The sequence below is a fragment of the Paenibacillus ihuae genome (genome assembly GCF_001368795.1).
GTDB classification, from domain to species: domain Bacteria; phylum Bacillota; class Bacilli; order Paenibacillales; family Paenibacillaceae; genus Paenibacillus_AQ; species Paenibacillus_AQ ihuae.
In genome coordinates this window covers 229226-242441 of sequence record NZ_LN831200.1, presented here as the reverse complement: position 1 = coordinate 242441, position 13216 = coordinate 229226, and the positions used below count along the sequence as shown (strand labels likewise).

At 51.3% G+C, this 13216-nt stretch carries 16 protein-coding genes and 1 riboswitch; of the genes, 12 read left to right on the top strand and 4 right to left on the bottom strand.

The window, feature by feature from the left end:
• A partial coding sequence (locus AQR02_RS23670; protein WP_209444283.1) for a WIAG-tail domain occupies positions 1 to 1440 on the top strand: 1440 nt, incomplete at its 5' end.
• 142 nt (positions 1441 to 1582) lie between these two features.
• On the opposite strand, the gene AQR02_RS23665 is transcribed toward AQR02_RS23670, so the two are convergent.
• From AQR02_RS23665 to AQR02_RS23655, 3 genes are read right to left on the bottom strand one after another with little or no spacing between them, the layout of a single operon-like run.
• A complete protein-coding gene (locus AQR02_RS23665; RefSeq protein ID WP_159067833.1) occupies positions 1583 to 2323 on the bottom strand; it encodes an ABC transporter permease in 741 nt (246 codons plus the stop codon).
• Between the two features lie 52 nt (positions 2324 to 2375).
• Positions 2376 to 3179: an ABC transporter permease gene (locus tag AQR02_RS23660; protein ID WP_054942859.1), complete on the bottom strand. Its 804-nt coding sequence runs from the start codon at positions 3177 to 3179 to the stop codon at positions 2376 to 2378.
• Between the two features lie 16 nt (positions 3180 to 3195).
• The gene (locus AQR02_RS23655; protein ID WP_082452051.1) at positions 3196 to 3969 is read right to left on the bottom strand and encodes an ABC transporter ATP-binding protein; all 774 of its coding nucleotides are present in this window, start codon (positions 3967 to 3969) and stop codon (positions 3196 to 3198) included.
• A 554-nt stretch (positions 3970 to 4523) separates the two neighbouring features.
• On the opposite strand from AQR02_RS23655, the gene AQR02_RS23650 reads away from it, so the two are divergent.
• From AQR02_RS23650 to AQR02_RS23630, 5 genes are all read left to right on the top strand, one after another.
• Positions 4524 to 5264 carry a glycosyltransferase family 2 protein gene (locus AQR02_RS23650; RefSeq protein WP_245237704.1) on the top strand — a complete coding sequence of 247 codons (741 nt, stop codon included), beginning with the start codon at positions 4524 to 4526 and terminating at the stop codon, positions 5262 to 5264.
• Positions 5261 to 6163 carry a glycosyltransferase family 2 protein gene (locus AQR02_RS23645; RefSeq protein ID WP_245237703.1) on the top strand — a complete coding sequence of 301 codons (903 nt, stop codon included), beginning with the start codon at positions 5261 to 5263 and terminating at the stop codon, positions 6161 to 6163. The genes AQR02_RS23650 and AQR02_RS23645 overlap by 4 nt, the downstream gene beginning before the upstream one ends.
• Entirely contained in the window at positions 6160 to 6897 is a 738-nt protein-coding gene (locus AQR02_RS23640) for a glycosyltransferase family 2 protein (RefSeq protein ID WP_054942857.1), read from the top strand. The genes AQR02_RS23645 and AQR02_RS23640 overlap by 4 nt, the downstream gene beginning before the upstream one ends.
• A gap of 47 nt (positions 6898 to 6944) precedes the next feature.
• Positions 6945 to 7676, top strand: coding sequence for a sugar phosphate nucleotidyltransferase (locus tag AQR02_RS23635; protein ID WP_054942856.1), 732 nt, complete (start codon positions 6945 to 6947; stop codon positions 7674 to 7676).
• A gap of 149 nt (positions 7677 to 7825) precedes the next feature.
• Positions 7826 to 8509, top strand: coding sequence for a hypothetical protein (locus AQR02_RS23630; protein ID WP_054942855.1), 684 nt, complete (start codon positions 7826 to 7828; stop codon positions 8507 to 8509).
• 64 nt (positions 8510 to 8573) lie between these two features.
• On the opposite strand, the gene AQR02_RS23625 is transcribed toward AQR02_RS23630, so the two are convergent.
• On the bottom strand, positions 8574 to 9098 hold the full coding sequence (locus AQR02_RS23625) for a GNAT family N-acetyltransferase (protein ID WP_054942854.1): 525 nt from the start codon (positions 9096 to 9098) through the stop codon (positions 8574 to 8576).
• 210 nt (positions 9099 to 9308) lie between these two features.
• On the opposite strand from AQR02_RS23625, the gene AQR02_RS23620 reads away from it, so the two are divergent.
• The 6 genes from AQR02_RS23620 to AQR02_RS23595 form a co-directional block, all read left to right on the top strand.
• Positions 9309 to 9596: a hypothetical protein gene (locus AQR02_RS23620; protein WP_054942853.1), complete on the top strand. Its 288-nt coding sequence runs from the start codon at positions 9309 to 9311 to the stop codon at positions 9594 to 9596.
• A gap of 25 nt (positions 9597 to 9621) precedes the next feature.
• Positions 9622 to 9963 (top strand): alpha-helical endospore appendage domain-containing protein, encoded by a 342-nt coding sequence (locus AQR02_RS23615; protein WP_054942852.1) that lies wholly within the window; start codon positions 9622 to 9624, stop codon positions 9961 to 9963.
• Complete coding sequence (locus AQR02_RS23610) at positions 9960 to 10262, top strand: hypothetical protein (protein WP_054942851.1); 303 nt, start codon at positions 9960 to 9962, stop codon at positions 10260 to 10262. Before AQR02_RS23615 ends, AQR02_RS23610 begins: the two co-directional genes overlap by 4 nt.
• A 4-nt stretch (positions 10263 to 10266) precedes the next feature.
• Positions 10267 to 10671, top strand: coding sequence for a FliH/SctL family protein (locus AQR02_RS23605; RefSeq protein WP_054942850.1), 405 nt, complete (start codon positions 10267 to 10269; stop codon positions 10669 to 10671).
• Positions 10672 to 10917: 246 nt separating this feature from the next.
• A complete protein-coding gene (locus AQR02_RS23600) occupies positions 10918 to 11442 on the top strand; it encodes a GNAT family N-acetyltransferase (RefSeq protein WP_054942849.1) in 525 nt (174 codons plus the stop codon).
• Positions 11443 to 11883: 441 nt separating this feature from the next.
• Positions 11884 to 11982, top strand: a riboswitch (purine riboswitch).
• Between the two features lie 65 nt (positions 11983 to 12047).
• A partial coding sequence (locus AQR02_RS23595; protein WP_245237716.1) for a 5'-deoxyadenosine deaminase occupies positions 12048 to 13216 on the top strand: 1169 nt, incomplete at its 3' end.

The following is a 13216-nucleotide window of genomic DNA, read 5'->3' as shown; positions in this document are numbered from 1 at the left end:
TCTAAACTGGCTGATGCTGCTATAGCATCCCGCCATTTGTCGGCTGGAAGCATTGACGGCACCCATCTGACGGAAGCCGCAGTGGAGAGCCGGCATATCGGCGAAGGCGAGATTACGCTGGCCCATCTGGCGGGAGAAGTCCGCAGCGCGGACATTCTGCCGGACGGCAGCATCGGTGCAGATAAGCTGGCAGACGGTTCTGTCGGCTCACGGAAGCTTGCAGCCGGGAGCGTATATGGAGGCCACTTGGCTCCGGAAGCAGTGGATAGCCGCCATATCCGGAACAGCAGTATTACCTTGAAGCATCTGTCCAAGGAGGTGCTGACTTCTGAGCTGCTGCCTGATGGCAGCATAACCTCCAAGAAGCTGGCAGAAGGCTCTATCGGCTCCTTCCAGCTGGCCCCTGGCAGTATATATGGAGGCCACATAGCATCAGAGGCGGTGGATAGCCGCCATATCCGGAACGGCAGCATTACCTTGAAACATCTGTCCGAGGATACACTGACCTCTGAGCTGCTGCCTGATGGCAGTATAGGCCCTGCGAAACTGGCTGAGGGCGCAGTAGGTTCCTTCCAGCTGGCTCCTGGCAGTGTATATGGAGGCCACTTGGCTGCAGATGCGGTGGAAAGCCGGCACATCCAGAGTGGCAGCATAACGGCCGATCATCTCGCTGAAGGGGCAGTGAAATCCGAGATGCTGTCCGACGGCAGCATCGGTTCGGAGAAGCTTGCGGCCGGAGCAGTGCATTCACACCATCTGCAGCAGGAAAGTGTCTGCAGTGAGCATCTGGCTGACGGAATTCTGGAAGAGCGGCATTTGCTTCCGGAAATCATAAAACTGACGCATCTGGCAGAAGAAGTCCGCAGTGCAGAGCTGCTCCCGGACGGCAGCATTACCGCTGCCAAACTGGCTTCCGGCAGTATTGGAGAGGAGCATCTGGCCGAGGGTGCCGTTGGCGCCTCCGCGCTTCAGGACGAAGCGGTGGACGCATCTAAACTGGCTTCCTTCGCAATTCAATCCCGGCACCTGGAAGAAGAGAGTGTGCAGAGCTACCATATCGCATCCGGCGCAGTTAATGGAGACCATCTGGCCCACGGCTCAGTCGGTACAGAGCATCTCTCCTTCAGTCCGGTACAGAGTGCCGGAAACCGGGAAGTGCTGCAGCAGTTCGGAATGACGGCATTCATGTTCAACGGTAACGCAGAGAGCGTGGATGTGACTGTACCGTTCGATGAAGCCTTTGGCCATACCGGTTATGTGCTCGTGGCGATGACCAACCAGCCTTTCTTCCATGCCTCACTGAAGAGCAGAGCCAGCGGAGAAGCGGTTGTAACCGTAGACCGTTTGCGCGAAACTCCGCATTTCTACGGTGTGTTATCTTGGATCGCCCTTGGTTCCCCGCCGGCTAAACCGGCTGTAGAGCATCGGGCCTTTGATTAAATAGAGGAACAACAGAATAGAAGGGGGAAAAGCGCAGCCGATGGCTGCGCTTTTTTGAAGGATAATAATTTGTATGTAATTCCCGAAGCAGAAGCCCCGCTTTGTGGCGTTATTTTGAGAGATTCAGGCAATAATTCAGTCCCTAGGAGCTCGCAGAACTATAGTGCTTCAATGAAAACCTCCAAACGCCGACCGAAACTGCGAAAATGGACCAGCTGAGTATAAGAAACAAGGTGTACTCCGGAAACTGAATCGTTTTTACAGCTGCTTTGGAGGCAACGGTTAAGGCTAATCCATACGGCAATACATAGCTGAGTACAAAACGGATAAAGCCTTTATAAATATCTACCGGCCGGGTTGAAAAGTAACAGAGAATTCCGTGTATGGAGTCTACAAAATCAGCCTTGACCAGCCAGAATGCTAAGCAGGTAAAGATAAAGTAGACAGAGTATTGGATTAATAAAGCGTGAAAGATAGAAACTATATATAATCCAGCCCTTGCGTAGGTAAGCTCCATCCCTCCCTGGATAAGGGCAAACGTTATCAGTGTAACGCCTGCCAGTGCGCTTATTATGGAACCGGGATCTACATTTCTGAGACTGATCAGAAACTGTGAGTTTACCGGCTTGGTTATATAGTAATCCAGCGCCCCGCTCCTGATTACGCCCGGAATCGCCAAAAGGTTAAAAAATGGCCCAAACGTCCACAGCGAGTCGATAATGTTAAAAGTGCCGATATAAAAAAACATTTCGTATCTGGTCCAGCCGGCCAGTGAATCTACATTCGAGTAAACGAGATGCATAAAGATCAGCTGTACAGAAAAGTAAGCAGTAATGGTGAGGAATACTGTAAAAAAATTAAATTTATATGCCGCCATTTTCATAAGACTTTGTTCGACAAATATCCGGTATAATCTCACGTATCTCATATCCGTCTCACGCGCCTGTTCCTGTATATTTTTTTAGGCCCAATCTCCAAAAGATTTGAATCAAGCCGTATAGCCCAAGAATCCACACAAGCTGTATCCCTAGACCGCGGTATAATTCCGCCGCTGACCATCCTTTCGTAATCATTACTGCCGGAAAATACGTGCAATACATAAAGGGAAGAACGGAAAATGCGTTTAGCAGTGTTTTCGGGAACAGATCTAACGGGAATACTCTGCCCGAGGCAAGATCAAGAATAATATCTTTTAGAAAGAATAATGAGGTCACCTCTGTCATCCAAAACACAAACAGACTAACCAGGATATTGATGAAAAAGCTCAAGATTAACGAGCCTAGTATCACCACCGGGAACCAGCCCAATTGCTCCAGAGTCATTCCTGCATCTAAATCTCCAAACCGAAAAACTATAACGGGTATAAACATCAGCATAGCGATTATCAGGTTAAGCAGCTTCTGGGATACGGTTTCAGTGAAGCAATATCCGATATAATGGATTGGCCTGACCAGTAAATTGTTTAAAACCCCGTCTTTTATATCATTAGCTACCTTATAGCCGGTACTTCCGACATTCGTGAAGGATGAAATAATAAACATCGCAATGTAGTAGCTTACGATTGAATTGAACTGATAACCGCTTAGCTCGCTGCCCGGAAGATTATCGAATAAGACGCCCCAGAACGCAATTTCCGCTACAACCCTGAATACATCCATCAATGAGCTGAGCATAAAATTCCCTTTATAAGCGAAGGAGGTCTGCAGATTAAGTTTCATGACCTGAACGTATTTTTTCATTGTTTACACCCGTCCGTTATTTATTGAACAAGCTTTCGAAAATGTCATCCTTGTTTAAGGCATGGATCGAACCATCGTAGATGATGTTTCCGTGCGAGATTGCAATAATGCGGTTGCACAGCTCTGTTATATCCTCCGGATAATGACTGGTCAAAATGACCGTCACCTTCTTTTCCGCATTGATATATTTTAAAAAGTCCCTGATTCTGCGTCTTGAGGAAACGTCCAGGCCAATCGTAGGTTCATCCAGGAACAATACTTTGGGGTTGTGCAAGAGTGCGCCAATAAGCTCGAATTTCATTCGCTCACCCAAAGACAGATTTCTTAAAGGCGTATTATAGAGCGGTTGTACATCCAATAATTCGGTTAGCTCCTGAAGGGTGCGGGTATAATCGTCATCTGTTATTTCGTAAATTTCCTTGATTAACTGAAACGAATCTATCGCCGGAATGTCCCACCACAATTGATTTTTTTGCCCCATAGTGATCGCAAAGCTCCTCTTAAAGTTATTCTCTAGGCGATGCGGGGTATATCCCATTACGCTTATTGAACCCTCTGAAGGATGGATAATTCCCGATAGCATTTTTATGGTTGTTGTTTTTCCCGCACCATTAGGGCCGATGAATCCAATAAATTCCCCCGGTTTGATGGAGAAGCTGATGTGATCGACAGCAACCTTGTTCTCGAATTTTCTTGAAAATAAATTTTTGATGCTGGCTGATAATCCAGGCTCTTTTATGGCGATTTTATATGTTTTTGAAACATTGCTTACGGATATGATGTCATCCATTTATGCTTCACCTCTTTCACTTTAATGATGTTTATGCGTTGTTATAAGAATTTGTTTTTGCCTTCCCTTCCGTTTCTGATCCTGATGATTCATCCTCCCGCCTGCTTGAATTACATTCTCACTGCATCAGCTCCAGTCACTGTCTTATAGCTATAGCGTAAATTAAACCATTGGAAAAATATAGACTTATAATAATAATTTTGGTATGATGTTGAATAAGGTCTTGAAAAAAATGTACATACAAACCACTGGTCATTCATTGATCCGTGGTTTTTTTTGTTTGGCTGAAAAGTTTCGAAAAATTATGGGTTCATCTGCAGCCGGGAGGGATGGCATTTGTCCAATTTTCTGTGCGAAGGGAGACATGCGCCGTTACGAGGGACAGCGGATTACATAGACTGTGGTGTAACCCTCAGCCCGGGAGTATGCCCTCCGAAGGAAGGTGGATGAGCTTGAAACAGCATAGACGAACATCTGCCCGCCGCTCGGGGCGGCGGGCTTCTCAAGCAGCGCGAAGAAACTCCCGGCCGCGGCCCGCGGCAGTACTGCCTGCCGTGAATCATCCGGAGCCCTATGTGTCGGTGATTATTCCGGCGATGAATGAGGCGCGGACGATCGCCGCAGTCATTGCTGAAGCCAGAGGCGTTCATCCGCGCTGTGAGGTTATAGTGATTGTCAACGGCTCTGCCGATAATACGGCAGAAATTGCGTACAGCATGGGTGCGAAGGTCCTCTCTTTCACATATCCGCTCGGGCACGATGTAGGCCGGAGTGTTGGAGCGGAAGCAGCCAGGGGTGAAATCCTGCTGTTTACTGACGGGGATCTGGTTATTCCCGCTGCCGAACTGCGCCCGTTCGTGGAAGCGGTCAGCGGCGGGGAGGATGTAGCTTTGAATAATTACTCCGGTCCGGTCCGCAGCAGGTTTCCGCATCCCGTAGTGCTCTCCAAGTATGCACTCAATATTATGCTTGGACGGCCGGATCTGCAGGGATATTCCCTGACGGCGGTTCCCCATGCGCTCAGCCGCGCGGCGCTTACGGCTCTGGGGAGCGCTTCTCTGTCCAGGCCGCCGCTGGCCTATGCCCGTGCAGTACTGGAGGGGCTGAAAGTGAAGGCGGTGCACAAGGTGCCTGTCGGCCGGATGAACGCTGTCCGCCGTAAAGCGGAAGGCAAAGATCCCTTACAGGAGATTATCCTCAGGGATCACCTGGAGGCGGTCGCTCTGCTGCTTGAACGCAGGGGCAAACGGGCTGGGTATGGCGATGCCGGACGGCGAAGGGAGATGGTGAGATGAAGGCCCCGAGCACTAAGGCGGTAATCCGCCCGAAGCAGAAACGGCGGAGACCTGCCAGCACTTCCATCCGCCGGAACGCAGCCGGCACAGCGCGGTCAACCGGCCGCAAGCCTGCAGGCCGTCAGCCGCAGCGGCTGCTCCGGGGGCTTCGCGGATCGCTGTCAGTGATCATCTCGGCAAGGAATGAAGCACGTACCCTGCCGCCGCTGCTGAAGCAGGTAATGCGCCTGCATCCGCAGGAAATCATCGTTGTGCTTAACGGGTGCACCGACAACAGCTTTGAGCGCACCAGATTGTGTCCGCAGGCGATGATCGTGCATTGTCCGGAAACGGCGGGGCATGATGTGGGGCGGGCGCTTGGTGCCAAGCTTAGCCGCGGGGATATCCTGCTGTTCCTGGATGGAGATATGGTTATATCTGCTTCGCAGCTGGCCGGGTTTGCTGCTGCTGTAGACGGTGGAGTGGATGTGGCGCTGAATGATCTGGATCATCTGCTGCCGCCATTTGGACTCAGTGATGATGTTACCCGCTGTAAGCTGTACCTGAATGCCGTTCTTGGCCGGAGCGATCTCGGGGTCAGCTCTATGACCGCGGTGCCCCATGCTTTGTCGCGGCGTGCGCTGGAAGTGATCGGCTACCGTGAACTGATGGTTCCACCCAAAGCTCAGGCAATCTCGCTAATGAAGCAGCTGCGGGTGGAGAAGGCGGGGACCGTCAATGTGTTCAAGCAGAACCGGCTGCGGCAAGGCAATACAGGCGCCGGGAATAGGGTGGAGCAGCTGATTGCCGGTGATCATGCAGAAGCGCTGCTTGAGGTTCTTGCCCAGCGCCGGATGCATTCCGTTGAGAGTCTGCAGGAGCAGCGGCGCCAGCTAGCGGCCTGGAGGAATGGTATATGACGCTCACCAGCATTATTATCCCGACTTATAACGGGCGGCATCTGCTGCAGGCCTGTGTCGAGTCGATAAGGCGGTACACAGATACGCCCTATGAAATTATTGTTGTCGACAATGCTTCGACCGACGGCACGGATGCTTACTGCCGCAATCAGCAGCTGATGTTTATTTCTCTTCCGGAGAACCGCGGCTTTCCGCTTGCCTGCAATATGGGGCTGCAGCTGGCCTCAGGCGATGAGCTCCTGCTGCTGAATAACGACGTGATCGTCTCGCATAACTGGCTCTCCAATCTGAAAGCCGCTCTGTATAGTTCATGGGATATCGGCATCGTTGGCCCTGTTACAAATTATGCCAGCGGGCGGCAGAAGGTAAGGACAACTTATACAGATATGCCCGGTTTTCACAGTGAGGCGTTGGCGGCGAATATCCGCAATCCTCTGAAATGGATGGAAACAGTGCGGCTTGTAGGATTGTGCTTCTTGTTCAAACGAACGCTGCTTGATACGGTAGGCTTGCTCGATGAGCGGTATTCACCGGGCCATTACGAGGATGATGACTACTGCTATCGAGCCCGTCTGAAGGGTTTCAGGCTGCTGATTGCCGGCGATTGTCTGGTGCATCATGAAGGAAGCGCCAGCTTCAAGCAAGTGTATCCCATTGAGCTTCAGGAGCTGGTGGAACGTAACCGTAAGCTTTTTATGAGTAAATGGCATTTGGATCCGGCACATTTCATCTGAAATGCTGACTCGAAGGCTAAAGACACAGATAAAAGGGAGGAAAGTAAGTGAAAGGAGTCATACTGGCGGGCGGAAAAGGAACCAGGCTTTATCCGCTGACCCGGCTTATGAACAAACATTTGCTTCCGGTCGGCAAATATCCTATGGTGTGTTACGGTATAGACCGGTTGCGCCGGGGCGGGATCACCGATATTCTCCTGGTTATCAGCAAGCAGTCTGCGGGGCAGTATACGGATTTTTTGGGCAGCGGTGCAGAATTCGGCGTATCTCTGACCTATAAAATCCAGGAAGAAGCAGGAGGGATTGCGGAAGCGCTGGAACTTGCGGAAGGGTTCATTCTCCCCGGCGAACGGTTTGTCGTCCTGCTGGGTGACAATCTGTTTATGGATGATCTGGGCGCCTACATGGAGAAATATCAGGAGCAGCCGCAGGGGACGGCAAAAGTATTGCTGAAGCCGGTGGAAGATGCACGGAGATACGGGGTTCCCGTATTCGACAGTGAGGATGCTTCCCTGATCGCCTACATCGAAGAAAAGCCGGAGCAGCCGAAAACCAAGTTCTGTGTAACCGGAATTTATATGTATGATGAAGCCGTGTTTGATATTATCCGCCGCATTGCCCCCTCGCGAAGAGGGGAGCTGGAAATTACCGATGTAAACAACATTTATGCCGGAGAGCGCAAGCTTACCTATGATGTGCTTAAGGAATGGTGGAGCGATGCCGGTACCTTCCAGTCGCTGCAGGAGGCCGGAGAGAAGCTGAAGAATACGCTGCCTTAGGGCGCGTGTTCTTTTGCTTCAACCCTTTTGTGACGCCTAATAACCCCGCTAGTGACCCTTACCCAAAATTTAGGTATACTGCGTATGTAGAGATTTGGTCTTACGTCTTTGGAACTACATAATTATTGGCTGCTGCGGGAGGCGTACATATGTTTAACAAGGATCTGTGTAGAGAAGCTCTCGGGAATCTGAGGGTGGAACAGTCCAGATATGAGTCTGAAAATAAGCGGCTCGCGGAAGATGCAGAGGTGCTGCTGGACAAGCGCAGGGTGCTTAAGTCTATCATTGATGAGTCCTGGGAGTTTGTTAATAATTTGCGGAATAAGCCCGCGGCACTGGATATGGATCTAAAGGTCATCAAGATTGAGTCCAAAAAGTTCTCCGGCCTGCTCCATCCACTGGAAAAAAAGATTAGTAAAGCCAATATCGCCTCCTCCGTAACTGTAGCAGGTACGGCACTGCCGGGATTAGCCGGGCCTACAGCAGGCCGGGATGTCGGAGGCGGTGCGATTCTGACCGCAGGCTTACTGAAAAGCGGCAAGAATAAGAAGATCGCTGAGCAGGCCAATACGGAGGCTGCTGCAATCCGCGCCCAGGTCCGGGTGATAGCAGTAACCCGTAAGGAAATTCAGGAGATTACGGCACTAAGCGTCTCCACTTCGGAGGGGCTGCGCAGTACGCTGTTGCAATGCCGTACCTTCACCACCGATTACGCAGAGCTGCCGCCGGAAACAAAACAGCAGCTGGGAGCGATGGTTAATCATGCGAAGGCCGGAGCGCAACTGCTGAACCGGGCGGTTCTGGCGAATGCTAAGCGGCTGGGGAAAGGATGATTTTTGTATGAATTTAGAATGGGGGACGGTTTGAATACCAGATGGCTTCCGGATTTGCCGGGAGTCATCTTTGCGTTTGCGGCCGGGCAATCCGCCACCAGAGAAGCTCCTCCGTTTCACGGTATTGCTCGGCGCCCAGATGTTTTAGCACTTTGTGGGATGCAAAATTATCCGGCTCCGTATCGGCGATGACCCAGCAGGCTTCAGGGTGGCTGAAGATCCATTCGTTCACACACCCGACCGCTTCTGTCGCATATCCTTGGCCCCAGTGACTCTCGTCTATGATGTAGCCGATGATAACCTCACCCCGCTCATTGGGCTGTCCTTTCAGGATAAGGAATCCAATCACCTGCTGTTCCCCGCGATGGATCACCGCCCAGCAAGTAAACCACAAATAATTGTCTTCATTCTGCAGCACTTTGGAATAGCGGACCTTCATCGCATATAGCATTTCTTCATCAAGTATAGAAGCTGCAAGCTTTAGCCCGAGCGACTGTTCCAGTGCGGCCGCAGTATAGCGACCTACGCTTGCGGACAGCTCTGCGGCGGTTAAAGGCTGCAAATCCAAACGCTTGCCGGAAAGTATCATATATTCAAATTCCCCCGATCCACATAACTCTTACCGCCGGATGTCCAGCTGGAAAAAAGTTCAATTTCAGCATTCAGCATATTCCTGACCGCCATGACCTGTCAATATCTGTGCTGTATAATCCGGACCGCAAGCATAACAGTTCCCCGCACCGTCAGGGCTTCTGCCGCATATGCTGTAGCAGGGCGTTTGAGCAAAGGAGACATGAAGGTGCAGAATAAAATAACCAAGGTGCTGCAGCACATGGCCCATACGCACGAACAAATGGCGCGGATTCTTGACGCCGAACGCCACGTAGCCGTCCGTATGTCACAAATAGTCCATGATCTGCCGGATGCGGAGCCTGATTTTGGCGGATTCAGCGGACTGGTCGAAAGCCACGGTCAGGTCAACAAGAATATCATTGCCTATTTGAATGCTATTGCTGATCTGGAAGAAGCAATGGCCGAAGGGGTAGGCCGGGTAATCAAAGAATTAAGCGGTCAGGAAGAAGAGTAGCGCTTAAGCAGGCAGGAGGCGGAAAATGAGCAGAGAAAAGGCTTTTCTGCAAATGCTGGAGTCAACCGCTACGATCCAGTGGAACATCGCGATGATTCTCGAGGCCAAAGCGGTGGAAGCGGAAAAGGTAAAGCAGTGGACACAGCATCATATCCATGCTAGATCGTTCGACAGCCATGAAGAGCAGTTGAGGGGATCCCTCTCCATCCATGAGGTGATTGTGGAAATGGTAGAGGGGCTGACCAAGCTGGAAAATGGGCTGTACAGCAACTTAAAAGCAGTACTGGGCAGCGGTGAAGAGGAAAGCGGCGAGGGCTTCGGAGGCATGTCCGGTGACGGCTTCGATTTCGGGGACGACAGCAAATGAGCGGCGGGCTTCTCTCCGAACACGCCGTCAAGCTGGAGATGATCCGCTCCATCGCCCGCAGCCAGGCCGCACTCGCTGCGATTCTGGAGAGTATCGCCGAAATTACGGGGCAATCGGAGCTGACGGCCCGCAAGCTGAGTGACAATATCAGAATCCTAAGCCAATATCAAAGCGCCATGTGCCGGATGATGTCCGGTATTTCGCTGCATCAGCCCAAACGGGGAATTCCTGCTGCGCCATGGCTAAGCACGGCATGCGCAAACGGAACCTCCAAAGTACATGGAGTACAGGAGGAGTAGAAGGATGAAGAGAAAGAAAGCGATCAAGCGTTCAGGCAGGGCAGCCCGCAGACGAGTCCTGCTGTTGACCAGGAAGGCCAAAATCCGCAGAGGTGCCGGCCGTAAAACCCGTAAGCTCCGTTATGGCAAGACTACTAAGAGAGGACTTCTGCTGCGCAAGAAAAGAAGACTCCGCCGCCGGCTTGCCCGGAGAGTGCAGGTGGTGGTGCAGCCGCCGGTACAGGTCGTGCCGGTCATCGAGGCACCGCCGGCACCGCAGGTAGTTCCGCTCCCCCCGGACCTAGGCGTCCCTCCGGAAACGCCGCCGGGAGACGCCTTTCAGCAGGGCTACACCGAAGCATACAACGTGGGATTCGACGCCGGTTTCGCCAAGGGCTTCGAGGACGGGCATAAGCTGGAGCTGGGCTGATAAGCACGAGGGCCAACAGGTGAGGGGCTTATAAAGCAGGTCTATAGAGGGGGCGTTTCAGGTGATGTGTCCTGGCTTCCTTTATAGGCCGCTTATCCCCGCTCCTTCCTTTGTGCCTGCTAAACAAATAAGGGGCTTGCTGTGCTAAGATAGCAGGCTCTCTATTGAATCTGCTCCCAGATATGATAGACTTCTCTAAAGAATCTTTGACGGGTTCAAAACTTTAGGCAGGAAAGCAGGGATACCATGAGCAGTAACGAGATCCGCAAGGCACTGGCAGAGGAAACCGGGGAGATTATGGAGCTGATTGCCAAATGCGTACAAGCCATGCAGGCAGGCGGAAGCGACCAATGGGATGACAGCTATCCTAACCGGGAAGTCATCGGACAGGATATTGAACGGGGGACATTATACGCCTACATAGATAATGAAGCCATTGCCGGCATTATTGTGCTGGACGAGCACCCGAGTGAGCTTTATCAGAGCATTCAGTGGTCCCAGGAGCAAGGGCGGCATCTGATCATGCACCGGCTGGCGGTTCATCCCGAGGTGCAGGGCAAGGGCATCGCCCGCAAGCTGATCGCTTTTTCCGAAGAACATGCACGAAGGGAAGGTTACAGCAGCATCCGGCTGGATACCTATTCGAAGAATACCCGGGCGCTGGCTTTATATCCGAGTCTCGGCTATGAACGCAGGGGCGAAGTGTTTTTTCCTCACCGGGCAGTGAGTTTTCCGGTGTTTGAGAAGGTGCTGATTGTAGAAGGGGCATAGGATATGTACTGCTATCGCTCATAGATTGTGCTTCCCTCCGACTTCAGTTCCATATTAGGTTAAGAGGCATTCTATTGTACTTCCTGCAGCAGATTCCCTCAAAACCATGTGTAAAACTGAATCTACTGCACTTTATACAACAGAACTCGGCGAAAAAAGTGACTTTGACCCGAATCCCGGAAATCTAATGTACAAAATACATTAGAAGGAGATTTACCGCAGATAAGGAGCCAATCTATTGCAGTAAATACAATCATTCGAACTGTGGACTTATTTGAAGAGGGTTTATTCGGAAGTAAATAGGTGAAATATGTTAATAAATATTACATGTAATTTGATTTTTGATAAATAAAACATATATTCATTCCATTTTTCACATAATTGATGTTAATAATATTGACATAAGGTTTGTCTTTCGTTTATCATGGGGTTATTCATAACAACTGAATAATCCTTTTTTTTCGTATATCCTTAATAATTGGTTTAAGGGTCTCTACCGGGAACCGTAAATTTCTGGCTACGAAAATATGCTGCGGCATATTTTTGTGGCCTTTTTGTGTTATCTGCATAAGCAAACTGTGAATTGAACGAGGGGGAATCGGGTTATGGCGAACATTCTGATCAAAAATGCAGAGATTATTACGATGAACAAACAGGAAGAGATCTTTCATGGAGATATCCGGATTAAAGACAGCCTGATTGTTGAAATCGGCAGCGGTCTTACGGCGCAGGGGGATGAACGGGTGATCGACGCGACGAACCGTACGGTCATTCCCGGCTTTGTGCAGACGCATATCCATCTCTGCCAGACGCTGTTCCGCGGCAAGGGGGATGACTTAGAGCTGATGGACTGGCTGCGTAAACGGATCTGGCCGCTGGAAGCGGCGCATGATGAGGATTCACTGTACTATTCCGCCATGCTTGGGATTGGAGAGCTGATCTCCAGCGGCACGACGACGATTGTTGATATGGAGACGGTCAACCATACGGATTTTGCTTTTCAGGCGATAGCCAAAAGCGGCATCCGCGCCCTCTCCGGCAAGGTGATGATGGACCAGAAGGGCGGCGATGTCCCTGAAGCGCTGCAGGAGGATACGGCGGCATCCCTCCAGGAGAGTGTGGATCTGCTGGAGAAATGGAACGGCTATGACAACGGGCGGATTCAGTACGCGTTCTCGCCGCGTTTTGTCATCTCCTGCACCGAGCCGCTGTTGAAGGAGGTGCGTGACCTGTCGGCGCGTTATAACGTCAAAGTACACACTCATGCCTCCGAGAATCAGGGGGAAATCGAAATTGTCCAGGCAATGACCGGCATGCGCAACGTTGTGTATCTGGATCACTTAGGGCTGGCGAATGAACGCCTGATTCTGGCGCACTGCGTGTGGCTGGATGCGGAGGAGAAGCGGATTTTACGGGATCGCGGGGTGCATGTCAGCCACTGCCCTGGCTCCAATCTGAAGCTGGCTTCAGGTATTGCGGATACGCCGGGTATGCTGCACGATCACGTTCACCTTAGTCTGGGTGCCGACGGCGCGCCTTGCAACAACAACCTGGATATGTTCAACGAAATGCGGCTGGCGGCGATCATCCAGAAACCGCATCATGGCCCGACGACCATGGATGCGCGCAGCGTGTTCCGGATGGCAACCATCGGTGGCGCCAAGGCAGTAGGTATGGAAGACAAGATCGGCAGCATCGAAGTCGGCAAAAAAGCCGACCTGGCCATCCTGAACCTCTACAACTTCCACACCTTCCCTTCCTATGATATCGACCC